The following is a 23,120-nucleotide window of genomic DNA, read 5'->3' as shown; positions in this document are numbered from 1 at the left end:
CTGATATGAGAGTTGTAGCAGGAGAGCGCAAAGGAATGCCGCTTAAAGCAATAGCAGGAAATACGACAAGGCCTACAACTGACAAAGTAAAGGAGTCCATTTTTAATATAATTGGGCCATTTTTTGATGGAGGTTTAGCGTTAGATCTGTTTGCTGGAAGCGGTGGCTTGGGGATTGAATCATTAAGTAGAGGAGCAGAACGTGCTATTTTTATTGAGAAAGATCCTAAAGCATTCCAGGTGCTACAAGAAAATATAAAAAAATGCCGTTATGAAGAATATACAGAGCTTTTTCGTATAGATGCAAAGCGCGCTGTGAAAGCGCTATTAAAGCGTGATATTACATTTAAACTCGTTTTTTTAGATCCACCTTACCATCAGCAGGAATATTATGACCTCGTACAGATTTTGGTCGATAACCGTAAAATACAACAAGATGGTATTATTTTATGTGAACATGCAAAAGAGATAGGATTACCTCAAAATTTTGGGGAGTTTGTTTTAACAAGACAAGAAACCTATGGCGGAACAATTATTTCTGTTTATCGCTGTACAGAGGAAGAGGGAGAATAAGTTGTCTGAAAAAATTGCTGTAGTTCCTGGAAGTTTTGACCCTGTAACATTCGGCCATTTAGATATAATTAAACGTGCGGCTGATGTGTTTGATATCGTATATGTAGCAGTATTAAACAATTCAGCAAAGAATCCTTTGTTTTCTGTAGAGGAACGTATGGCTTTGATGGCTGAAGTGACAAAAACCTTACCTAATGTTCGTATAGAGAGTTCTTCAGGCTTATTGATTGATTATGCTAAGGAAAAAAAGGCGAAGGCAATTGTTCGTGGCTTACGAGCAGTTTCAGATTTTGAATATGAGATGCAAATTACATCTATGAACCGTTTCCTTGATGAAACAATCGAAACATTTTTCATCATGACGAAAAATCAATATTCATTCCTAAGTTCTAGTATAGTAAAAGAGGTTGCGAAATACGGTAGTGATGTTAACGAGCTAGTCCCTACATGTGTCGTAAAGGCTTTAAAAGAAAAATATGGTTTTACACAATAAGGATGCAGAGGATGTCAAAAGAACGATGACATCCTCTTTTTTGATATTTAGAGCGATTGTTATTTTAGAAAAAATAGAGCATAAATAGTTGGTACAATGATTATGCTAAGGAGGCGGAATTTAATATAAGGTCGTACAGAAAGTTTTGCAGATTTGGCGATAACAAAAATTTGTAAGTGAATACTTATACTTTGCATCGTTAACAAAATCACAACAAGTAAATGGATATAAGGAAGATCTGGAAATGCTGTAACTGTCATTTTAAGACCGTTCGTTACCTCCAGAACAGCTGCTATGGAAAGCTCAATCGTATAGGGAAGCTTTGGTATCAGCTGATCTAAGCCTTGTTGTACAATGGTTTGAATCGTTGTGAAAAAGATGATGGTTGTACCAACTAGTAGAATGGTTGGGGCTGTTTCTTTAATACTTTCCGAAAATGGAGCACTATAGAGTGGTGTGTTGTGTACGGAGATATTAGGTGAATCAGTTTTGCGAAAGAAAAAGTAGCCAGTTACTAGGCAACAAATATTAAACGTATGTAGTAAACATAAAAACAACCATCCAAACGTATTACTGTGTAGTAAATCAAGGCTTACAAAACCTAATACAAAAAGTGGACTAGGTGCATGACAAACAGCTAGCAAGAAATTTGCCTCTTTAGGGTGTAATTGACCACTATTTTTCAAATAAACAATAGTGGTTGCACCAGTTGGATAGCCTCCAAGAGCACTAATAATATAGGCTTGTACGTATAAAGAAGCCCTTTTTGTTTTGGTACGCATAGGGGCTGTTAAACGCAGAAGCCATTGTGTTAACACAAGATACGGCAATAAGTACGGAAAAAGTGCTTCCATGAAAAGATTTAAGCCTAAATCAGTACCACTGTGAGCGGTTTGTGGGAATAACAAGAGTAAGAGAATTAGAATTACGCAGAGCACTATTTGAATTGTAGCAAACATGTTATCATCTCGTTTCAACTTTTTGTCATTCACATAGGCAAATGCTAAAATCAATATATGTGAGAAAGGCAAAAACATGAACGTATGGTTTTGCAAGCGTCCTAGGAGGTGTTTTCAAGTGAAGAAAAAAATTAGTATTTATGCAGTGTTGATAGTCGTGATTTGTTTTATGATGTTATACCGACTAGACGCGTATATTATGAAACCTGGCAGTGCCTATGATGTCAGTAAATTTGTTACTGTGGATAGTAAAGAGGCAGATAGTGAGGGGTCTTTAAGTTTAATGACAGTTGCTATGCAGCAAGCCACACCATTTTCGTATTTGTGGGCGAAAGTTCAAAAATATCAAAAGCTAATGGATATTGAACAAGTACGAAATCCTTTAGAGGATGATGAGGAATATAATATTCGACAGTTAAAGTTAATGTCTGATTCACAATTTAATGCCAAATATGTAGCCTTCCAAAGAGCAGGGCTAGAGACAAAGGTACTTTTTAATGGTGTATTCATATTAAACGTTTTAGACGGAGGAGCTTCGGACGGTATTTTAAAAGCGGGTGATGAAATTGTCGAGGTTGATGGACAAAGAATAACTAGCCAGCAAATGCTTGTGGATCTATTAAAACCTAAGCAGCTTGGCGATAAGGTAACCATTCAATTTATACGTAATGAAGAACAACACCAGGAGACTATTACACTACAGGAAATTCCTAACGCCCAAGAACATAGAGCGGGTTTAGGTATTTCTTATACTGAAAGCAAATCGATTGAAACTAATCCGAAAGTGACGATGAAAACAGAGGATATAGGGGGACCTTCTGCTGGACTGATGTTTACACTTGAAATATTAGACCAATTACTTGATGAAGATTTAACAAAAGGCTATGCAATTGCTGGAACAGGTGAAATGCTAATAGATGGATCTGTTGGAAGAATTGGTGGAATAGACTATAAGGTTATTGCCGCTGATCGTGACGGCATGGAAATCTTTTTTGCACCAGATGATGAAATCTCTCAAGAAATGAAAGCGAAGTACCCAGAGCTAGAATCGAATTATGCAACGGCTGTCAAAACGGCCAAAGAGATTAAAACAAAAATGAAAATCGTTCCAGTGAAGAGCGTTGACGATGCTATCAATTATTTAAAGCAACTTCAACCAAAATAATATAAAGGGATGCTAAAAGGACTTTAGCATCCCTTTTGATGTCTTTAGCAACGAATAGGTGGTGTTTGATAATCCTTCGGCAGCGTAAAATCCTTTGTTCCTTGCTCGATACTTAAATTATAAAGCTCTGCTGAATGTATATCGATAGCTAACATCGCATCATTTGTAGCTGCAACTCGACTGATTAAGGGTAATTCTATATTCTTTTTTTGCTGACCTAAATAAGCTTGTCCTGTCGAACTCATACCCAATAGCCGAATAAAAGAGGGCGCGTTAAAACTTTGAAGCTGCTTTTTGGTAAACCCTGTATAGATATGTGTTATCATCCGTTGAAGGCGGGTCCAAGTATAACGCTTAGATTTTATTTTTTCCATAAAGCTATAAAATGTAGAGCTGTTTTTGGCTGCTTTTACAATTGCGTTTTCTATGCCCTCTGTTACTTCTGCATAACGAGTAAGTTCTGAAGGGGTATGTCTTATAATGGTGAACTGTAATAACGGCCAAAATGTTTCCCAGCTTGCAAATTGGTTATACTTTGTATGCCAGTCTGTTAAATAATCAAAAGTAGCTGTAGGAACAACATTTTGTACACTTTGTAAAGAATTTGTAGAGGCAAGGGCTTTACGTATGCCAGTGGCACTGGCGATCGATGCATCTTCCTTTAATGCATCATGATATCCTGCTGCAACGCGAGGAATTGTTAATGGTTTAATGTTGCTGTTAAGTGCCCTCGCTGCTTCAAGATAATGAAAGCCCAATATATTATTTGGTTGTGCAAGATCGATGTATGGAGCAGGGTACATCTGAGAAAGCTGTTCATAGGCGTAATGTAGGCTTTTTGGGTAGCTGGCACCTGTTTTAAGGCTGTCTTTAATGAACAGGTCATATTCTGCACGGTGGCTGTCAATCAGCTCGAAAGTGTTTAGAAAGGGCTGTATAGAGCCGTCTTCACTTCCAAAGGCAAAAGAGTTGCAACCAACAGCACTTAATAAGGAAATGGCTCCTTTTGCGAAATCTGTAGCAGGTGCTGTACTATAGACATAAGGCAGTTCAATAACAATATCTACACCGCCAGAAAGTGCCATTTTAGTACGTGTCCATTTATCTACCATGGCAGGTTCTCCACGTTGTAAAAATGTGCCGCTCATAACAGCGATTACGAGATCTGCCTGTGCTGCTTTTTTAGCCTGTTCTAAATGATAAGCATGTCCGTTGTGAAAAGGATTATATTCAACAACAATTCCAACTGCTTGCATGCTTCTCCCCCTTATAATTTGTGTCTTTATTTTAAACTGTTAGGAGTAAATACACTTCTCATAGTATATAATTATAGGTGGGTTTTAAAGTGGTGACAAGAAATTATCTTGACATCTATTTTTACACATTATATAATCAACAGTGTTGTCTCGAGGTGATTAAACGAATGAAATGGTCAATTCATCAATTATCTAAATACCGCCAAAACGGGATGCCAATCGATGCCTTTGTCCAGCTGGATGAAGTGATGGAGCGAAACCAGGATATTCGAGCAATTTCGCCCGTTCATGTAAAAGGGCTATGTACTTTTGGTGCATCGCAAATGACATGTCAGTTAACTGTGACAGCAACGTTAACACTACCATGTGCTCGCACATGGGAGGATGTTGAGTTTCCAATTGAAGTTGAGACAGTTGAAATTTTTAGCTGGATTGACGAAGATAAACGAGGAGACGATGACGGAGACATTCACTATATTGACGGTGAAGTCATCGACATGAAACCGGTTCTTGAGGAATTAGTTTTGCTTGAGGTACCAATGCAAGTGTTCAAGGAAGATTCTGAAGGACAAGTGCATGGTGGTAAAAATTGGTCTTATGCAACAGATGAAGACGTAGAGCTACACAAAAAAGCTGACGAACAAAAAGTGGATCCAAGACTAGCTGCTTTAGCTAAGTATTTTGATCAAACAGACGAATAGACGATCTGTAAGGAGGTGCCATCAATGGCTGTACCATTTAGAAGAACTTCTAAAACTGCAAAAAGAAAGCGTCGTACGCATTTCAAATTATCTGTACCTGGTATGGTAACTTGCCCTAACTGTGGTGAGGCTAAATTATCACACCGTGTTTGCAAAGCTTGCGGACAATACAAAGGTAAAGAAGTAGTAAGCAAATAATACAGTGTTTGCTCACTTAAAAGGCTAGTAGAGAGACCATGGCTCTTTACTAGCCTTTTTGTTTGCTTAAAAAGACGGAATATTTCGTTGATTATGAAATTCTTTACAATAGTGAAATAATTGTGTGATACAATTTATTCATTGTGACAAAGGGGGTAGTAATATGTCTTATACGATTGGCAATCATGATGGCATTATGACGTTTACCATTAACCGTGAAGAGAAACGGAATGCTGTCAATGATGAGGTGATGAACGGTCTTCAAGAAGTCATTACATATATTCGTGGGCATGAAGATGTGCGTTTCTTAGTAGTGACTGGTGCTGGCGATAAATCGTTTTGCTCAGGAGGGGATTTATCTGAGTTTCATTCTTTGGAAACAGAGGATGAGGCATTTGGTATGTTAAGTAAGATGGGGAAAATATTATATGACCTTGCTACGCTTCCTGTACCAACTATAGCACTTATAAATGGTACTGCTGTTGGAGGGGGCTGTGAGATTGCAACAGCTTGTGATTTTCGTTTAGTGGCTAGCCATGCGAAATGTGGATTTATCCAAGGAACACTAGCCATTACAAGTGGCTGGGGTGGTGGTACATATTTATTTGAACGAGGTTTGCGTCATGATCGTGCGATGAAGATGCTCGTGGATGCGAAGCCTTACCCTGCGCAATTATTATATGAGATAGGATGGGCTATGCGTGTTTTTGAAGGCTCAAAAGAAGATGCCTTGAACGATTTTATTGAACATATGCGAAAAATTCATCCTTCTGTTCATAAAGCTTATAAGGAGATTGAGCTTAGAAAGTGGCGTGAACGAAATATGTATGAGCGTGTGATGGAAGAAGTTCGTACCTGTGCAAAGTTGTGGGAAAGTGAAGCGCACCATCAAGCGGTTAATAATTTCTTGACAAAGAAGAATAATAAGTAATGTATAAAGACAGTGTTGAGAGTAAAAACATCATCACTGTCTTTTTTCATGCAATGATTCTATTTTGCTTGCTTTTGCATATAGTAGTAAAAAATGCGAGGGTGATAGATTATGGAATTGAAAAAAAGAAAAGATCAATGGACAAAGGAAGATGATGAAAGACTAGCAGAAATCGTATTGCATAATGTGCAAAATGGCAAAACACAGCTAGAGGCCTTTGAAATGGCGGCCATAGAACTAGGTCGTACAAAACAAGCGTGTGGCTTCCGATGGAATAAAACATTGCGTGGTCAATATAGTCAGTCACTACTAGCTGTGCGAAATCAGCCCCAACAATCTATGCGAAGTCATTTGAAATTAGCGTTGACAAGTTTTGACGAATTAACGGAGGCTTATCAAACGCTTGAAATGAAGCATCGGGAATTGCAAAATGAGCATGAGAAGCTAGTGAAATGGCTTCAGCAAGGTTATTCATTAATGAAAGATTAAAATTATGATTACGTGGTTTTTGGAACATGAATTACATTGCTTTTCTTTTATGGACATAAAACCCTTTCTGTATATCGTCAATAATCAGTCTATCCTGTATAATAAAAGAACCTGCGTAAAAGGTGCCTTAGATGTATTCTAAGGCACCTTATTCTTATAGTTTTATGAAAGTATACTATTCAGAGGTGAAGCATCAGATGGGGGTTTTAAAGTCTGCTGTTATAGGAGGCACGCCAAAAAGTGCTCACCCTTTTTGATGGTGTGAATAGTATTGTGTTGCTTCAAAGTATCACAGAGTGTTTTGAGTATTTTGGAATAATATGGATGTGGTGACATCGAGGAACATTGATCAGTAAAGATGGAAAGGGTGTAGACAATGAAAGTAGCGATAATTGGAGCAGGGGCAGTTGGTCAATTAACAGCAAGTTTTTTAGCGGAGTCTGGTGTACCAGTAACGTTGGTTGCCAGAAGGCAGGAACAAGTAATTGAACTAAATGCCAAGAAGTTAACACGTATCAACGTTGATGGGACTAAAACTGTGCAAAGGATTGTTGCTACTACAGATTTGGCTAATCTACCAAAGCAAGATTTACTAGTGATTGCTGTTAAATACGGACATTTGCAAAAGCTCTACAATCAATTAGCCTTATTCTCAAGTGAAATGCCGTTGCTTTTTATGCAAAACGGCTTAGCGCATTTTGAGGAGGCACTACTCTTGCCACAAAAAAATATCGCCTTTGGTTCAGTGACCTTTGGAGCTCAATTGTTGGACCATTCAACGGTTCAACATAGAGGAGTAGGGCTATTTAAAATAGCAATAGAACGAGGAGAACACCAGGCTTTTCAACAGCTACTGCAATTACAACGTTCCTTATTTCCTATTGAATTGGCTAGTAATGCAGAGCAAATGCTTTTTGCAAAAGCGGTACTTAATAGCTTAATTAATCCATTGACAGCTGTATTGCAAGTAAAGAACGGAGAGTTAGTGACTAATCAACAAGCATTTTTACTGCTAGAAAATATTTATCGAGAGCTTACGGAAGCTTTTGAAGATATTGAACACACCATATCTTTTATTGATGTGATAGACTTATGTAGGAAAACAGCCAACAATACTTCATCTATGCTAGCGGATCGTCTGCAGGGGAGAAAAAGTGAAATCGAAACAATTGTTGGTGTCATTCTAAATAAAGCTTTAGCAAACGGTCATAATTTACCTACTTTGCGTACTTTATATCATCAAGTGCTTGCAATAGAGGAGAGCGGTGAAAGAAGTTGAAAGACCTTTTACATATAGTTATTAGTATCATTATTTTTTGTCCAATTGTTCTTTTCGTAATTGTTTATCTGGTTGGCAGGAAAGTTAAAATTCGAGGCACACATGCTTTTGGAGCAGCCTCTGATGTTACAACATTGTGCTTGTTTTTTTCTGTTCCGTTAGCTATCGGTGTGCTTTGGCGTGTGAATGTTGGGGCGCTTTTAGTGATCCTCGCGATAATGATGGCCATGATTTTTACATATATTGATTGGCGGACTAAAAAGGAAATAGAAGTAAAGCCGTTATTAAAGAAAATTTGGCGTTTTTTATTCTTAATACTTAGTACAGCTTATCTAGTGATATGTATCGTGGGTGTTATCCAATCCATTATGGAATATTTACAGGTTGTCTAAGCATTTTCTTTTCATGTTGAAGCTTTAAGCGTTAAAATAATAGCATTAAAATAGTTATAAAAATCATTCTATGGGGATGAGAATATGGATTGCATTCATAAACCTTCGTAACTAGAAGCGTAGTTCAGTGATATGAGGAAGTGAACCAGCGCATGTTTTTTTGTACCGAAAGCAAAGTTAGGTATAGAAAATCCTTCTCGAGGAAGAACGATGGCTTTAAATCGAAATGACTGCTGCAACATTGTTGCCTAAAAGCCGCTAATAGATGCCGCGGATTTTTTTGAGCAATTTGAATGTGAAGGCAACATTGAAAGCCTCATGTGCATAGTATGAATGAAATTCAATTTCTTGTTATGAGTAAGGAAATGATTTAGTGAGTAGAGGAGTTTATGTTAAATGAAACTGGAGTCAATCCAAGTACCTATAAAAAATCATGTACTAGCAGATTACTGGTCGCCAAATACTGCCATTCATCAATTTTTTGAGTATGAATACAATGATCAAGCTTTTGAGAAAAGAGCGGAGCATTTAGCGCGAAATTCCCGTGATCAAAAAGAGTTAACAACAATCATCCGTCAATTTATGGAGCCGCTGGGGTTATCCAAAAAAGCGAATGAACATTTAGAACAACTAGAGCAAGGAGCTATGGTAATAGTTGGTGGACAACAAGCAGGTATCTTAACAGGCCCTCTTTACTCCGTTCATAAAGCTATTTCAGTTATTGCATTAGCGAAAGAGCAAAGTACGAAGCTTCAACAGCCTGTTATTCCTGTTTTCTGGATAGCTGGAGAAGATCATGACTTAGAAGAAATCAATCACACCTATACGGTACATGGGGAATTGCTGAAAAAAAGAGCTTATGGGGAGCGCTCTAGACGTAAAACGATGGCTTCTGCAACAGCCCTCAACAAAGAGTCGATGACGCAATTAATTAATACTATTATTCGTGATATTGGAGAAACAGAGTATACAGAAACACTGATTAAGCAATTAATTGACGCATTGAACAATAGTGAAACATTTACAGATTTCTTTGCCTGTCTAATGAATCAATTATTCAAAGAGGAAGGCTTATTATTAATCGATGCCGCTAACTTTGAATTCCGTCAATTTGAACATAAATATTTTGCTCAAATCATTCAATCCAATGAAGAAATTGCTAGAGTAGTAACGGAAAAGGAGCAAGAGCTTGAACGTGCTGGCTATGGTAAGCCTATTTTAGCAACATATGAAGCAGCCAATTTATTTTACGTAGAAGATGGGGAGCGACATCTTTTAGAAAGAAAAAATGATCTGTTTGTTAATTTAGCGGCAAACCTTAAATTTACACAAGAAGAGCTATTAGAAGTGGCGCATAATCATCCTGAACGTTTAAGTAATAACGTAGTAACTCGCCCGTTGATGCAGGAGATGACATTGCCAGTATTAGCGTTTGTTGGAGGTCCAGGAGAGCTAGCTTATTGGGCGACACTGAAAAATGCATTTTCAGTGTTAGATTTACAAATGCCGATTTTTGCTCCGCGCCTACATATAACTATTGTCACTCGTCATGTAGAGCAATTATTACGCGAGCATCAACTAACTGTTACTGACGTATGGGAAGGGAAAGCATTACACCTGAAAGAACGTTTTATTGCAGATGTACAGGACAGTGAAGCCAAACGCCAAATTCAAGCTATGCAGCAGTTGTTAGTAGAAAAATATGAAGAGCTAGCCTCCTATTTAGAGAAACAGCATCTGCAATTAGATAAGATTCTTGAGAAAAATCAAGAAAATCATGCGAAGCAATTTGACTATCTACAGCAAAAAATTGAACAAACTGTATTAGGTAAGCATGAAACGACGATTCGTAAATTTATGACATTGCAAAATGAATTATATCCGAATGATGGTTTCCAAGAGAGATCCTTTAATCCGTATCAATATTTCAATGAGTTTGGACCTATGTTAATTACTGAAATGCTAAAGCAAAATTATAGCATCGGTAAACACCACTATTTACTTTATTTATAAAATTAATAAACAGATACTTTTTACCTAAGTAGTAATTTGATATCCTGTGAATTTGATGAATAATGTCGAGATAAATAGTATTTAAAGAGCTATCCTACCAGGGGTGGCTCTTTTTTTGTATCATTTAGCACATGTCAAAAAAATTCCTAAAGGTCTAATTGCATATTAAGTGATAAAATGTCAAGTTTTTTTTAAAAAAAGTGGAGGAAAGTGGGGGGATGTGGTACATTATTTAATAAAGTGGGGTGAGTAGTATGTTCATGGGAGAATATCAACACTCCGTTGATGCGAAAGGGCGATTAATCGTACCGGCAAAATTTCGTGAAGCTTTAGGCGAAACGTTTGTTGTCACAAGAGGTCTCGATAACTGTCTATTTGGCTATCCTATGAATGAATGGCGAAAACTCGAAGAGAAATTAAAAGGTTTACCAATGACCAAAAAAGATACACGAGCATTTGCGAGGTTTTTCTTTTCTGGAGCAACAGAGGTAGAGATAGACAAGCAGGGGCGTATCAACATCCCAGCTACCCTTATGCAGCATGCGCATCTAGTAAAAGAATGTGTGGTGTTGGGTGTTTCAAATCGAATCGAGATTTGGGCTAAGGATGCTTGGGAAGCTTACTTTAGTGAATCTGAACAATCTTTTAATGAAATTGCAGAAAATATGATTGGCTTTGATTTTTAACTTGTAATAGGCATTACAACGTGATAGTTGAATGAGGTTAAGGCCTGAGAGGAGCGAGTGGTATGTTCGATCATACAACCGTGTTATTAAAAGAAACTGTTGATGGGTTGAACATAGATCCTGATGGTGTATATGTGGACTGTACACTAGGTGGTGCGGGACACAGTGAATATCTAGTACAACAATTATCAGATAAAGGCCGCTTAATTTGTTTTGATCAAGATATGACGGCTATTGAAAATGCGAAAATTCGATTAGCACCTTATATAGAGCGTGTTACATTTATCCATTCGAATTTCCGTTACTTAAAAGAAGAACTATTAGCTCATGGCATTAAGCAGGTTGATGGTATTTTATATGACTTAGGCGTATCTTCTCCACAATTAGATACACCTGAGAGAGGCTTTAGTTATCACCACGATGCACCACTTGATATGCGTATGGATCAAACTGCAACACTGACAGCATCAGATGTTGTTAATCAATGGGCATACGAAGATCTTGTTCGTATATTTTTCCGTTATGGAGAAGAAAAGTTTTCTAAACAAGTTGCCCGTAAAATTGAAGAGGCTCGAAAAACAGCACCGATTGAAACAACTGGTCAACTTGTAGAATTAATTAAAGAGGGTATTCCAGCAGCGGCACGCCGAAAAGGTGGACATCCGGCAAAGCGCATTTTCCAAGCAATAAGAATTGCTGTTAATGATGAGCTAGGCGCAGCAGAGGATTCATTAGTCGATGCGATTGATATGATTAACGTAGGGGGGCGCATTAGTGTCATTACGTTCCATTCATTGGAGGACCGCCTATGCAAGACAATCTTTAAGGAAGCGTCATCATTACCGGAATTACCGCCAAATTTACCTGTAATTCCTGATGACATGAAGCCAACTTTAAAGCTTATTACACGAAAGCCTATTATTCCTTCTGATGAAGAATTGGCAGTTAATAATCGTGCGCGTTCAGCGAAGCTTAGAGTGGTGGAGAAAATTAACGACAAAGGGCGTGAGTAAATGGCAGCAGTTCGTGTAAGGCAACAGCACCAACATCAACAAGTGCAACAACCGATAACACCACCTAGTCCACAACCCACTATCATACGTCGTAAAAAAACGAACCAGAAGTTTGAAAAGACAATGCTAATTGTTTTAATTGGCATTATTGCTGTACTAGGAATTCTTGTATTAAATAAACAAGCAGCGATTCAAACAACAAGTATAGACATTCAAAAAATCGAATCAGAAGCAGAAGAGATTGCGAAACAGAATGTTGACTTAACGGTTCGTGTAAGTGAACTTTCTACATACGAAAACATATGGAAAAAAGCCAAAGAACTCGGTTTAACTCAAAATGAGAAAAATGTAAAGGTAGTGCCGGGAGAATGAAAAAAAAGAGATTTCGATTCCAATGGGGAGCCTTTCTATTATTAATTTTTTATGGAGGGCTCTTTTTTCTATTATTCACAAGAATGGTGACATTACAGGCTACAGGTGAAGTGGAAGGACAAGAGCTTGCAGCGAGAGCAGCAGCTAAGTATGGTAAGGAAAGTGTAATTACAGCTAATCGTGGGAAAATTTATGATCAAAATGGACAAGTAATTGCAGAGGATACATTGAGTTATCGCATGATTGCCATTGTAAGCGAAAAGGCTACAACAGATCCAAAGAATCCTCGACATGTAGTGGATTCGGAGAAAACGGCAAAAGTACTAGCGAAATATATTCCAGCGATGAAGGAAAAGGAAGACGAGATTGTTAAAAAATTGAACAATCGATATAGAAGTGATGGTGAACCTTTATATCAAGTTGAGTTTGGTAGCGCAGGCCGTGGCATTAGTCACGAGGTCATGAGTAAAATAAAGGAAGAAAAATTACCAGGAATTCTCTTTGTGAGTGACTTAAAACGGTATTATCCAAATGGTGTATTTGCCTCTCATTTAATTGGCTATGCTCTCAAAAAAGATAATGAAGATGGCACGGTTACAACCAAGGGAGAAATGGGTCTAGAATATACGTATGATAAAGAATTAACAGGCGTTAATGGCAAGGTGGAATATGAGACAGATGCTTTCCGCTATTTGCTTCCAAACAGTGAGAAAATGATTACACCTGCAAAAAATGGGGACGACATTTATTTAACACTTGATAAAACAATCCAAAGCTTCTTAGAGGAAGCAATGACAAAGGTTGAACAGGAATATAATCCTGAGTCCATGACCGCGGTAGTAGCAGATCCGAAGACTGGAAAGATTTTAGCAATGTCACAGCGTCCTACATTTAACCCAGAAACACGTGAAAGTCAAAATATGAAGTGGCTGAATGAGGTGATTGAGGAGACAATTGAGCCTGGCTCGACGATGAAAACTTTCACGCTTGCTTCAGCTATCGATACGGGAAAATGGACACCGAATGATTGGTTTATGTCAGGTTCATATACAGTATTTGACCGTACGATTCGAGATCACAATAGATATGGTTGGGGTCCAATCACTTATTTAGAAGGTTTTCAACGCTCTGCCAATACTGGTATGGCCCATTTATTAACTAAGATTGGCGATGACGTATTTATTGATTATCTGGATCGCTTTGGTTTTGGGCATAAAACGGGAATTGATTTACCGAATGAAGCAGCAGGTACTATTTTATCGAAGTACCCTATTCAACGAGTAACAACAACTTACGGCCAAGGTTCAACAGTAACACCTATTCAGTTAATCCAAGCGATGACTGCTATTGCGAATGATGGCAAGATGATGCAACCGTATGTTATCGACCGTATTGTTGATTCTTCTACAGGGAAAATTATTCAAAATCATGAGCCAGTTGAAAAAGGACAGCCGATTAAAGCTGATACAGCGAAACAAGTACGAGAAATCCTAGCTTCAACATTAACATCAAAACATGGGACAGCGAAGGATTTTATATTGGAGGATTATGAGGTTGCAGGGAAAACGGGGACTGCCCAAATTCCGAAAGCTAGTGGTGGATATCTTTCAAACCAATACCTTTATTCATTTTTAGGTTTGGCTCCTGTAGATGATCCACAGCTAATTGTATATGTCTCAGTGAAAAAACCTAAGCTGAACAATGAGCTTGGATCTGTACCAGTATCAAAAGTCTTTAATCCAGTTATGTTAAATAGCTTAAAGCACCTTAATATCAACCCAGACGATGTTCAACATGTCAATAAAGTCAGTATTCAGGACTTTACAGGTCAAAGTGCTGAAGCGGTTGAAGTAGAATTAGCCAATGATGGTTTACAACCAATTGTTGTTGGTAGTGGTGGTAAAATTATTGAACAATATCCAACGAACACTCAAAAGCTGGTAAAAGGTAGTTTTGTATTTTTAAAGACAGATGGCGAGGTAACATTGCCTGACTTTACGAATTGGTCATTACGTAATTTACTAGTCTTCAAATCTATGACTGGACTAGAGATGGAAATATTCGGCGAAGGTTTTGTAGCAAGTCAAAGCGTTTCAGCTGGAACCGTCATCACTGATAGTTCCCCGATTGTTGTTAAGCTCAAAACACCTGCTGAAAGCTTTGTACAAGACGTTGAAGCTGCCTCTGAGGGTGAAGTTGAAGAAGTAGAGGATGAATAATACTGAATAGAAGTCCACTTTATTTCATACGTTGTAAAAAACAAGGTGTGATGTCGAATGAAGTGGATTTCTATCCATTCTAAAAAGCGTTTACGTATTTTATATGTGTTGTTTATGTGTGTAGCAGTGGCAATTGTTGTTAGGTTGTTCTTTTTGCAAGTGTTAGATCAAAAAGAATTGACTACTAAGGCAGAGGAGAACTGGGACAGGGAAATTCCATTTGCTAATGAACGAGGGCATATAACAGATCGAGATGGAGAGAGTATTGTAACTAATAAGCTATCGCCTACTTTATATTTCATGCCTTCACAAAGTGATGATATTGAAGGAGCTGCTGAAAAAATTGCCCAGGTTCTAGAAGTGGATAAAGCGAAGCTATTAGAGAAAATGCAAAAAAAAGCGTACTTAGTGAAACTAGCACCTGAAGGCAAAAATATACCTTATGAAAAAGCAGTAGAATTACAAGGCATGCAAATTGAAGGATTGTATAGTGGTGTTGATTATTCTAGGGATTATCCTTATGGCACGCTATTATCTCGATTTTTAGGTTTTACGGGGTATGATGCCCAAGGATTAGCTGGGATTGAATATGAATATGATAAATTTCTGCAGGCTAATTCTTCTGCTATCCGTCTCTTTACAGATGCAAAAGGTAATAATTTGCCTAATGTTTCAAGTGCTTGGAAAGCAGGAGAAGATGGTGCTACGATTGAGCTAACAATTGACGTTGATGTACAGCAAGTCGTAGAGCGCGAAATATCGCAAGCAATGAAGCGCTATGAAGCTGACCAAGCACTAGCGATTGCGATGAATCCAAACACTGGCGAAATTTTGGCATTAGCCTCTTATCCTACTTTCCACCCAGCGGAATATCAATTAGTAGAGCCAGCCATCTACAATCGAAATTTACCTGTATGGATGACGTATGAGCCCGGTTCTACTTTTAAAATTATTACCCTTAGTGCTGCGTTGGAAGAAAACTTAGTGGATTTGGAGCATGAAACCTTTTATGATCCAGGTTATACGATGGTGGCGGGAGCAAAGCTTCGCTGTTGGAAACGTGAAGGACATGGGCATGAAACCTTTTTAGAGGTGGTTGAGAACTCCTGTAACCCAGGCTTTATAGAATTAGGTCAGCGTCTAGGCAATGAGCGATTACTACAATATATTAAAGACTTTGGTTTTGGAAAAAAGACAGGGTCTAATATAGCTGGTGAAGCATCGGGTATTTTATTTTCCAAGGATGCCTTTGGTCCTGTTGAGCAGGCCACCACTTCATTTGGGCAAGGGGTAGCCGTGACACCTATTCAACAAGTTCAAGCAGTAGCTGCTGCCATAAATGGAGGCAAGCTTTATACGCCATATGTTGTGAAAAAGGTATTTAATCCAAATACAGGTGAAGTCATACAAGAAACGCAACCAGTTGTTAAAAATCAGGTAATTCGTGAAGAAACCTCTGCTAAGGTTCGAGGTGCTTTGGAATCAGTAGTAGCGAATGGTTCAGGTCGACAAGCCTTTCGAGATGGACTGCGAATTGGTGGTAAAACTGGAACAGCGCAAAAAGTTGAAAATGGCCGTTATAAAAGTGGAGAATACATCGTATCCTTTATTGGCTTTGCACCAGCAGACAATCCGCAAATTGTTGTCTATGTAGCTGTTGACAATCCGAAAAAGACAACCCAGTTTGGTGGTGTTGTAGCAGCACCTATAGTGGGGCAAATTATTGAGGATGTTGCGCCTTTTGTAGGTATTGAAAAATCGAAGGAACAACTGGAAAAGGATTATCGTTATGGTGACCCAATTACTGTGAAGGTACCGAATTTTATTGGTCAAACAAAGGGTGATATTGCCAAGCAATTTTATCCATTCCGTATTGAATGGCATGGAGAAGGGACTAAAATTGGTAATCAATTACCTGAAGTGGATAGTGTTATCAAACAAGATGGTACCATTCATTTATATTTGGAGAACTAAAATAACTTTACCTTTAAAAAATGGGAAAGAACCACTATTATTATGAAGGGTAGTAATAATAAAATGAAAGTTAATGCTTTTTTCTTAAAGAAGAAAGTGAAACAAGATTTAAAGGAGATTTTTCAATGAAACTCGCAACAACACTTACCATTTTAGCTCTTGCTTTTATAGTAACAGTTATCCTGGCACCAATTAGTATTCCACTTCTTCGTCGTCTAAAGTTTGGGCAAAGTATTCGAGAAGAGGGACCAAAATCACATATGAAAAAAGCTGGTACACCAACAATGGGGGGAATCATTTTCTTAATATCCATCCTCGTAACAACTGTTGGTGTAGGTAGCTTTTTAGATTTATTAACGACACAGACCGTAGTACTTTTATTAGTATTAGCAGGATTCGGCTTAATAGGTTTATTAGATGATGGTTTAAAGGTTGTATTTAAAAGAAATTTAGGTTTAACCTCTCTTCAAAAATTGATTGGTCAAATTGTTATTGCTATTCTTGCGTATTTCCTTCTACATGTAGGATCGTTTGATACAACGTTAGCTATTCCATTTACGGAGTGGACTATTGATCTAGATGTATTCTATGTAGCCTTTTTAATTTTTTGGTTAGTAGGCTTCTCCAATGCAGTGAATTTGACAGATGGACTAGACGGGCTAGTGGCGGGTACTGCCTCCATTGCCTTTGCAGCATTTGGTGTTATTGCGCTATTCCAAAGTCAGGCAGATATTGCACTATTTTCGTTTGCTGTAACAGGTGCTTTATTAGGCTTTTTATTATTTAATGCAAATCCTGCAAAGGTATTTATGGGGGATACGGGGTCATTAGCATTAGGTGGAGCATTAGCTATGGTATCTGTCTTAGTAAAAGAAGAATTCTTGCTTTTACTAGTTGGCTTAGTGTTTGTGATCGAAACACTTTCCGTTATTTTGCAGGTAGGTAGCTTTAAGCTGCGAAAAAAGCGTATTTTTAAAATGAGCCCTATTCATCATCATTTTGAATTATCGGGTTGGTCAGAATGGAAAGTAGTGCTTGTCTTCTGGTCAACTGCCTTAGCAGTAGCATTAATTGCAGTCTTATCGGAGGCGTTCTAATGAAAAACTATACAGATTTACAACATAAAAAAGTACTTGTATTAGGTCTAGCAAAAAGTGGTGTGGCCGCTGCTGAAATTTTACATGAGCTTGGTGCATTTGTAACAGTAAATGATTCAAAACCATTTGATGAAAGTCCAGATGCACAAGGGCTCTTACAGAAGGGGATTACAGTTATCTGTGGTCGCCATCCCGAAGATTTACTTGATGAAGGCTTTGAATTAGTGGTAAAAAATCCAGGTATACCTTATAGCAATCGAATTGTGGCTGATGCCCTTAGTCGAGAGATTCCAGTCTGGACAGAGATTGAGCTAGCTTTTTTAATTAGTGATGCACCATTTATTGGTATAACAGGCTCAAATGGCAAAACAACGACGACAACTTTAATATTCGACATGTTAAGTAACGGAAGTAAAAATCCTTTAATTGCTGGAAATATTGGGACAGTTGCTTGTGGCGTCGCAAAAGAAGCTAATCAAGATGACATCATTGTAACAGAATTGTCTTCTTTCCAATTGATGGGGATTAAAACGTTTAAGCCTAAAATTGCTATTTTGACGAATCTTTATGATGCGCATCTAGACTATCATGGAACATTTAATAACTATGCTGAAGCGAAGTTTGGCGTAACTCGTAATCAAGATGACAGTGATTATTTTATTTATAATGCCGACCAACCGATAGTGGTTGGATATGCAGCACAATCTCATGCACAGAAGATTCCCTTCAGTTCGAAGGGGCGTACTGCAAATGGGATTAGTGCAGATGATACAACAATTTATTGGCAAGGTGAACCATACATGGATCGCGCGAACATTGCCTTGCCTGGTAAGCATAATTTAGAAAATATCCTAGCAGCCGTGGCAGCCTGTATTTTAGTTGGCTGTGACAAAGAGAAGATGGAAGAGGTTTTAGCGACATTTGGTGGAGTTAGACACCGTACACAATTCGTACGTGAATGGAACGGTCGTAAGATTTACAACGACTCTAAGGCAACCAATTGCTTAGCGACAAAGAGTGCTTTAGATGCTTTCCAAGCTCCTGTCATTTTACTCGCAGGTGGCTTAGATCGTGGACATTCTTTCGAAGAGCTTCGCCCTTGTATGAGTCATGTAAAGGGTGTTGTTGCGTTTGGAGAAACTGGCTTACGATTTGTAGAATTTGCAAAATCGTGTGGTGTCCAACATACCGTCATTGCTCAAAATGTAGAAGACGCTGTTCAATATGCAGCACCGATGTCTGCAGAAGGAGATGTTATTTTACTATCTCCAGCATGTGCAAGTTGGGATCAATATGACAGCTTTGAAATACGTGGAGATGTTTTTATTGATGCTGTAATGAAGCTGTAATGAGCCTGTAACTATTTTAGAATATACTTGACTTGGAAGGATGGCATTACTGAGAGGTAAAGAAAGCTACTTATTGCTCGTCACAACTTTGATGCTATCAATAATCGGCATTATTTTCGTCTATTCTGCAGGTACCTATTGGAGTGCCGTTCATTATAGTGGAAAAATGCCGTTTTATATGAAGCAAAGCGTATACTTTGTGGTAGCCATTGTCGTATTTTTAATCACGATTCGATTAAATATTTTGAGAGAGCAGTCCTTTTGGAAAATGGCCTATATATTTTCGTTAATTTTACTCGTTCTCGTCCTGATTCCTGGTATAGGATTAGTGCGAAATGGTTCGCAAAGCTGGATTGGTGTAGGTCCATTAACAATACAGCCGGCAGAGCTAACGAAAATTACCGTCATTGTGTACTTGAGCCATATATTAGCCCAACATAAAACGGGCACTCCTGTTGTTAACTGGCGACATGGTTTTATCCTGTTACTTCCTGTTGTTCTTATCATGTTGCAGCCGGATTTTGGCTCAGTATTTATTCTCGTTGTATCTGTGTTTTTATTGTTTTTTGTCGCTGGCTATCCTCTAAAATTATACGCCATGATTATGCTAGCTGGTGTCGCTGGATTAGTAGGTCTCATAGCGACAGCGCCATATCGTCTAAAGCGTATAGAAGCATTTCTTGATCCATGGGCTGATCCCTTGGTTAGTGGGTTCCAAGCGGTGCAATCTTTAATGGCTATCGGTCCAGCAGGGATTTTTGGGCATGGCTTTGGACAAAGCCGACAAAAGTTTCTGTATTTACCAGAGCCTCAAAATGATTTTATTTACGCCATTATTTTAGAAGAAGTCGGATTGATTGGTGGCCTCGTTATTTTAGTGCTTTTTGTACTAACGATCTATGCAGGCTATAGATTTGCTGTACAGGCTAAAAACCGAACGTCCTATTATGCGATTATCGGGCTAGTCACAATGCTTATGGTGCAGGCTTTTCTAAATATAGCCGTAGTAATAGGTTTAGTGCCAGTAACGGGTGTTACATTACCTTTTATTAGCTATGGTGGAACATCTTTAGTAACAATGTGGTTAATAATAGGTATTATTTATCAATTAGCGAAATAAATATAAAGGAGGAGTACTTTTATGGAGAAAGTAATTGATATAGAAGAACGCATACCTACGCTAAAAAAGCGACGAAAAAAGCGTACAAACCGGAAATTTATAGTGCTAATATTACTTTTCTTTATTGTGTTAGCAGTACTCCTTTATTTTCAATCTCCATACAGTAACATCAATAAAATCACTGTCAATGGTGCGAAGCTAGCGAATGACCAATATTATTTGGAGGCAAGTACTCTTGCGCCAGGAAAATCAATGTGGAGTTTCAAAGTGGAAGATATTGAACAGATTTTATTAAAGGATAAATGGGTAAAAGAAGTACAGGTTAACCGTAACTGGTTACAAGGCGTAACAATTGATATTAAAGAATGGAAAAAAGTTGCGTACTTAGCTGGGGATGGGACTTATTATCCTTTGCTAGAAAACGGCAAGCGCTTTGAACAAACGGGAAATGATACACCCATTGATGCACCTGTTTTTATCGGGATAACTGGTGAAAAGACAATTAATAAGCTTGTTGAACAGCTAGCACAATTAAAGCCCGAAGTATTAGCTTTAATTTCTCAGGTTAACACGAATAGTAATGAAGCAAATCCAAATGCAGTAAAGCTTTATATGAATGATGGCTACGAAGTACGTGCTGTTATTCAGACACTAGCGGAAAAGTTAAATTACTACCCCTCTATCGTCGCACAAATTGCTAACTTAGAAAAAGGTGTGATTGATTTAGAGGTCGGTTCATACTATCGTCCTTTTAACGAGGAATACAACAAGATTAGTATTGACATGGAAGTAAATGCAGATGGTGAAATGGTTAACCAGGAAGTGACAGAAGATGAACAACAAGAAGACGAATAGCAAAGGTAGTTTTTTTACTAGAAAACAATTCGAATTACTAATTGTTTGTGTAACAACAGGATTTATCATCGGCTATTCATACAACCAGGCGAAAGATAATCGAGAAGCAGGCACTATTAATTCTGAGCTTTTTGAGCAAGAAGATTCTTATCGTGAGGAGCTAATCACGCAACAAGAGCGCAATAAAGAACTTACGGAAGAACTAAATCATTTACAAGAACAAATTCGGAAGTATGAAAAATCCTTTGCTTCAAACGAAAAGGACTACAAGAAGCTTGTTGAGCAAGCAGAAGATTTACGGCTTTTACTCGGTGAACTAAAGAGTGAGGGGAAGGGCATACGCATAACCCTTCAAGATGGAGACTATGATCCAAAATCCTTAAATCCAAATGACTATATTGTCCATGAAAGTCATGTATTTAAATTGTTAAATGAACTAAAAATTTCAGGCGCGCAAGCTATTGCTATTAATGGACAACGTGTATTAGCGAGTTCTTATATTCGCTGTAATGGCCCAGTAATAACAATTGATGGTACACAACATCCAGCTCCGTTTGTAATCGAAGCGGTTGGTGATTCAGATACATTAATAGCTTCTTTAAACTTAAACGGGGGCGTGGTGGATCAATTATTAAATGACAATATTGTTGTGTCACTTGAAGAAAATCAGAAGCTTACCATGCCAAAAGTAAAAATAGAAAGTTAGGACAAGTTCTATACTTTAAACTTCATGTTTAATTTAGCCTTCAGTTATATAGTCGATTGTAGAAAATTATACAATTCAAAGTCGTATTCTGAGGGGCATACGATACGTCTAGGAGGGGCTATTTTGAAAAGAAATATGTACACCCGAATAACGATCGTGCTATTTATTATCGGTTTGATGATAGCGGTACAATACAATACCATACAAAAACCAGCTGAGCGAGATACACGAGATATTTGGGCAATAAGAGAGGAATTAGCACAAGAAAAACAAAGACATTCCGCACTACTGGCAGAAATTCGCTCACTTCATGAAGTAGTGGATCGCTATGAGCAATCTGAAAAAGTAAATCAGCAAGCAGCTTTAAATGAAACATTAAATCGTTTAAAGCTACAAGCAGGATTAACAGAAGTTATAGGGCCAGGTGTTGTACTTCGAGTTGAACCTGCACCTGAACTGATAGAAATGGGCTATGAAATTAAAGAGATTTCACCCGATTTGTTAACTCAATTATTGAATACCCTTTTTAAGAACAATGCTACTAATGTCTCAATTGATGGTAATCGGGTAGTACAAACAACGGCCATACGAGATATTAATGGTAAGACAACAGTAAACAGTATACCACTGTCTTCGCCTTCATTTGAGATATTTGTTGGGACAAGCGATTATAAAGCAGCACAAAAAATGTATAATTCCTTGCAGGCCTCAACATTTATAGACTCATTTTATTTAGACAATTTTAATTTAGTAATTGAAGAACCAATTGAACAGTTACAAATTCCAGCATTTGATCAGCCGTTGACAAATGATTATTTAGCAGAGGTAAAAAAAGGAGATTAATATATGTGGCTACCATTTTTAGGTTTGGTATTTGGACTTGCCCTTGGCTTGTTAACAAATATACAAATCCCCTCTATGTATGAAAATTATCTGTCAATAGCTGTTTTAGCAGCTTTAGATACATTATTTGGAGGTATTCGTGCTCAATTACAGCAAGTTTACGATGATAAAGTTTTTGTATCAGGATTCTTTTTTAATATAGTTCTAGCAGCAGGATTAGCTTTTATAGGAGTGAATTTGGGGATAGATTTGTATTTAGCAGCGATTTTCGCTTTTGGAGTACGTTTATTCCAAAATATAGCAATTATTAGGCGTATATTACTAACTCGGTTAGATGAGAAACGTCACAAGCGGAAAAAAACTTCCATAGAATGAGAGAAAAATTGACCAAAATACTCGATTTGCTTAGACATTATGCCAAATTTACAATAGAATGAA

The 23,120-nt window shown here is 37.9% G+C and carries 24 protein-coding genes; 22 read left to right on the top strand and 2 right to left on the bottom strand.

Translation table 11 applies throughout. The annotated features are described in order from the left end of the window. The first annotated feature begins 5 nt into the window (after positions 1-5). Both rsmD and coaD read left to right on the top strand, forming a co-directional pair. Complete coding sequence (rsmD, locus tag AAJG31_RS09080) at positions 6-572, top strand: 16S rRNA (guanine(966)-N(2))-methyltransferase RsmD (RefSeq protein ID WP_048394681.1); 567 nt, start codon at positions 6-8, stop codon at positions 570-572. Position 573: 1 nt separating this feature from the next. Next, on the top strand, positions 574-1,065 hold the full coding sequence (gene coaD, locus AAJG31_RS09075; RefSeq protein WP_004224812.1) for a pantetheine-phosphate adenylyltransferase: 492 nt from the start codon (positions 574-576) through the stop codon (positions 1,063-1,065). 59 nt (positions 1,066-1,124) lie between these two features. On the opposite strand, the gene AAJG31_RS09070 is transcribed toward coaD, so the two are convergent. Continuing rightward, positions 1,125-2,024 carry a hypothetical protein gene (locus AAJG31_RS09070; protein ID WP_231595723.1) on the bottom strand — a complete coding sequence of 300 codons (900 nt, stop codon included), beginning with the start codon at positions 2,022-2,024 and terminating at the stop codon, positions 1,125-1,127. A gap of 118 nt (positions 2,025-2,142) precedes the next feature. Here AAJG31_RS09070 and AAJG31_RS09065 point away from each other — a divergent pair, with 118 nt between their 5' ends. After that, positions 2,143-3,189 carry a SepM family pheromone-processing serine protease gene (locus tag AAJG31_RS09065; protein WP_048394679.1) on the top strand — a complete coding sequence of 349 codons (1,047 nt, stop codon included), beginning with the start codon at positions 2,143-2,145 and terminating at the stop codon, positions 3,187-3,189. A gap of 44 nt (positions 3,190-3,233) precedes the next feature. Here AAJG31_RS09065 and AAJG31_RS09060 read toward each other — a convergent pair whose 3' ends face one another. Next, positions 3,234-4,445, bottom strand: coding sequence for a nucleotidyltransferase (locus AAJG31_RS09060; RefSeq protein WP_259950993.1), 1,212 nt, complete (start codon positions 4,443-4,445; stop codon positions 3,234-3,236). Positions 4,446-4,612: 167 nt separating this feature from the next. Here AAJG31_RS09060 and AAJG31_RS09055 point away from each other — a divergent pair, with 167 nt between their 5' ends. The 19 genes from AAJG31_RS09055 to AAJG31_RS08965 all read left to right on the top strand — a co-directional run bounded on the left by AAJG31_RS09055 (position 4,613) and on the right by AAJG31_RS08965 (position 23,057). Next, the gene (locus tag AAJG31_RS09055) at positions 4,613-5,146 is read left to right on the top strand and encodes a YceD family protein (protein WP_004224818.1); all 534 of its coding nucleotides are present in this window, start codon (positions 4,613-4,615) and stop codon (positions 5,144-5,146) included. A gap of 24 nt (positions 5,147-5,170) precedes the next feature. After that, positions 5,171-5,344, top strand: coding sequence for a 50S ribosomal protein L32 (rpmF, locus tag AAJG31_RS09050; protein ID WP_004224819.1), 174 nt, complete (start codon positions 5,171-5,173; stop codon positions 5,342-5,344). A 163-nt stretch (positions 5,345-5,507) separates the two neighbouring features. Continuing rightward, positions 5,508-6,275, top strand: a complete 768-nt coding sequence (locus AAJG31_RS09045) for an enoyl-CoA hydratase/isomerase family protein (protein ID WP_221679716.1) — start codon at positions 5,508-5,510, stop codon at positions 6,273-6,275. Positions 6,276-6,386: 111 nt separating this feature from the next. Continuing rightward, positions 6,387-6,764, top strand: coding sequence for a transcriptional regulator (locus tag AAJG31_RS09040; RefSeq protein ID WP_004224822.1), 378 nt, complete (start codon positions 6,387-6,389; stop codon positions 6,762-6,764). A 376-nt stretch (positions 6,765-7,140) separates the two neighbouring features. Then, positions 7,141-8,043: a 2-dehydropantoate 2-reductase gene (locus tag AAJG31_RS09035; RefSeq protein WP_279494091.1), complete on the top strand. Its 903-nt coding sequence runs from the start codon at positions 7,141-7,143 to the stop codon at positions 8,041-8,043. Then, positions 8,040-8,435, top strand: a complete 396-nt coding sequence (locus tag AAJG31_RS09030) for a DUF3397 domain-containing protein (RefSeq protein ID WP_048394673.1) — start codon at positions 8,040-8,042, stop codon at positions 8,433-8,435. The genes AAJG31_RS09035 and AAJG31_RS09030 overlap by 4 nt, the downstream gene beginning before the upstream one ends. A gap of 396 nt (positions 8,436-8,831) precedes the next feature. Continuing rightward, entirely contained in the window at positions 8,832-10,448 is a 1,617-nt protein-coding gene (gene bshC / locus AAJG31_RS09025) for a bacillithiol biosynthesis cysteine-adding enzyme BshC (protein WP_054549857.1), read from the top strand. A gap of 254 nt (positions 10,449-10,702) precedes the next feature. Further along, positions 10,703-11,134, top strand: coding sequence for a division/cell wall cluster transcriptional repressor MraZ (gene mraZ / locus AAJG31_RS09020; RefSeq protein ID WP_004224832.1), 432 nt, complete (start codon positions 10,703-10,705; stop codon positions 11,132-11,134). A 62-nt stretch (positions 11,135-11,196) separates the two neighbouring features. Next, the gene (gene rsmH / locus AAJG31_RS09015; RefSeq protein WP_048394669.1) at positions 11,197-12,147 is read left to right on the top strand and encodes a 16S rRNA (cytosine(1402)-N(4))-methyltransferase RsmH; all 951 of its coding nucleotides are present in this window, start codon (positions 11,197-11,199) and stop codon (positions 12,145-12,147) included. Next, entirely contained in the window at positions 12,148-12,519 is a 372-nt protein-coding gene (gene ftsL, locus AAJG31_RS09010) for a cell division protein FtsL (RefSeq protein WP_004224836.1), read from the top strand. Then, positions 12,516-14,738, top strand: coding sequence for a penicillin-binding protein (locus AAJG31_RS09005; RefSeq protein ID WP_048394667.1), 2,223 nt, complete (start codon positions 12,516-12,518; stop codon positions 14,736-14,738). Before ftsL ends, AAJG31_RS09005 begins: the two co-directional genes overlap by 4 nt. Before the next feature lie 57 nt (positions 14,739-14,795). Further along, positions 14,796-16,712, top strand: a complete 1,917-nt coding sequence (locus AAJG31_RS09000; protein WP_279494092.1) for a stage V sporulation protein D — start codon at positions 14,796-14,798, stop codon at positions 16,710-16,712. A gap of 125 nt (positions 16,713-16,837) precedes the next feature. Continuing rightward, positions 16,838-17,809 carry a phospho-N-acetylmuramoyl-pentapeptide-transferase gene (gene mraY / locus AAJG31_RS08995; RefSeq protein ID WP_048394663.1) on the top strand — a complete coding sequence of 324 codons (972 nt, stop codon included), beginning with the start codon at positions 16,838-16,840 and terminating at the stop codon, positions 17,807-17,809. Continuing rightward, entirely contained in the window at positions 17,809-19,158 is a 1,350-nt protein-coding gene (gene murD, locus AAJG31_RS08990) for a UDP-N-acetylmuramoyl-L-alanine--D-glutamate ligase (protein ID WP_048394660.1), read from the top strand. The genes mraY and murD overlap by 1 nt, the downstream gene beginning before the upstream one ends. 40 nt (positions 19,159-19,198) lie before the next feature. After that, positions 19,199-20,278 carry a putative lipid II flippase FtsW gene (gene ftsW / locus AAJG31_RS08985; RefSeq protein ID WP_048394659.1) on the top strand — a complete coding sequence of 360 codons (1,080 nt, stop codon included), beginning with the start codon at positions 19,199-19,201 and terminating at the stop codon, positions 20,276-20,278. A 21-nt stretch (positions 20,279-20,299) separates the two neighbouring features. Continuing rightward, positions 20,300-21,133: a cell division protein FtsQ/DivIB gene (locus AAJG31_RS08980; protein WP_048394656.1), complete on the top strand. Its 834-nt coding sequence runs from the start codon at positions 20,300-20,302 to the stop codon at positions 21,131-21,133. Continuing rightward, a complete protein-coding gene (locus AAJG31_RS08975; protein WP_048394654.1) occupies positions 21,111-21,839 on the top strand; it encodes a DUF881 domain-containing protein in 729 nt (242 codons plus the stop codon). The genes AAJG31_RS08980 and AAJG31_RS08975 overlap by 23 nt, the downstream gene beginning before the upstream one ends. A 123-nt stretch (positions 21,840-21,962) precedes the next feature. Then, entirely contained in the window at positions 21,963-22,682 is a 720-nt protein-coding gene (locus AAJG31_RS08970) for a DUF881 domain-containing protein (RefSeq protein ID WP_036077135.1), read from the top strand. A 3-nt stretch (positions 22,683-22,685) separates the two neighbouring features. Continuing rightward, positions 22,686-23,057 (top strand): small basic family protein, encoded by a 372-nt coding sequence (locus tag AAJG31_RS08965; RefSeq protein WP_048394651.1) that lies wholly within the window; start codon positions 22,686-22,688, stop codon positions 23,055-23,057. Positions 23,058-23,120: the final 63 nt, after the last annotated feature.

This window comes from Lysinibacillus sp. BS3 (assembly GCF_039614735.1).
Taxonomy (GTDB): Bacteria; Bacillota; Bacilli; order Bacillales_A; family Planococcaceae; genus Lysinibacillus; species Lysinibacillus capsici.
This window is presented reverse-complemented; position numbering and strand designations above follow the sequence as displayed.

Coding starts and splice junctions, on each gene's coding strand:
- rsmD (WP_048394681.1), top strand. CDS start 6: ATGAGAGTTGTAGCAGGAGAGCGCAAAGGAATGCCGCTTAAAGCAATA.
- AAJG31_RS09070 (WP_231595723.1), bottom strand. CDS start 2,024: ATGTTTGCTACAATTCAAATAGTGCTCTGCGTAATTCTAATTCTCTTA.
- AAJG31_RS09060 (WP_259950993.1), bottom strand. CDS start 4,445: ATGCAAGCAGTTGGAATTGTTGTTGAATATAATCCTTTTCACAACGGA.
- AAJG31_RS09055 (WP_004224818.1), top strand. CDS start 4,613: ATGAAATGGTCAATTCATCAATTATCTAAATACCGCCAAAACGGGATG.
- rpmF (WP_004224819.1), top strand. CDS start 5,171: ATGGCTGTACCATTTAGAAGAACTTCTAAAACTGCAAAAAGAAAGCGT.
- AAJG31_RS09045 (WP_221679716.1), top strand. CDS start 5,508: ATGTCTTATACGATTGGCAATCATGATGGCATTATGACGTTTACCATT.
- AAJG31_RS09040 (WP_004224822.1), top strand. CDS start 6,387: ATGGAATTGAAAAAAAGAAAAGATCAATGGACAAAGGAAGATGATGAA.
- AAJG31_RS09035 (WP_279494091.1), top strand. CDS start 7,141: ATGAAAGTAGCGATAATTGGAGCAGGGGCAGTTGGTCAATTAACAGCA.
- bshC (WP_054549857.1), top strand. CDS start 8,832: ATGAAACTGGAGTCAATCCAAGTACCTATAAAAAATCATGTACTAGCA.
- mraZ (WP_004224832.1), top strand. CDS start 10,703: ATGTTCATGGGAGAATATCAACACTCCGTTGATGCGAAAGGGCGATTA.
- rsmH (WP_048394669.1), top strand. CDS start 11,197: ATGTTCGATCATACAACCGTGTTATTAAAAGAAACTGTTGATGGGTTG.
- ftsL (WP_004224836.1), top strand. CDS start 12,148: ATGGCAGCAGTTCGTGTAAGGCAACAGCACCAACATCAACAAGTGCAA.
- AAJG31_RS09005 (WP_048394667.1), top strand. CDS start 12,516: ATGAAAAAAAAGAGATTTCGATTCCAATGGGGAGCCTTTCTATTATTA.
- AAJG31_RS09000 (WP_279494092.1), top strand. CDS start 14,796: ATGAAGTGGATTTCTATCCATTCTAAAAAGCGTTTACGTATTTTATAT.
- mraY (WP_048394663.1), top strand. CDS start 16,838: ATGAAACTCGCAACAACACTTACCATTTTAGCTCTTGCTTTTATAGTA.
- murD (WP_048394660.1), top strand. CDS start 17,809: ATGAAAAACTATACAGATTTACAACATAAAAAAGTACTTGTATTAGGT.
- ftsW (WP_048394659.1), top strand. CDS start 19,199: ATGGCATTACTGAGAGGTAAAGAAAGCTACTTATTGCTCGTCACAACT.
- AAJG31_RS08980 (WP_048394656.1), top strand. CDS start 20,300: ATGGAGAAAGTAATTGATATAGAAGAACGCATACCTACGCTAAAAAAG.
- AAJG31_RS08975 (WP_048394654.1), top strand. CDS start 21,111: ATGAACAACAAGAAGACGAATAGCAAAGGTAGTTTTTTTACTAGAAAA.
- AAJG31_RS08965 (WP_048394651.1), top strand. CDS start 22,686: ATGTGGCTACCATTTTTAGGTTTGGTATTTGGACTTGCCCTTGGCTTG.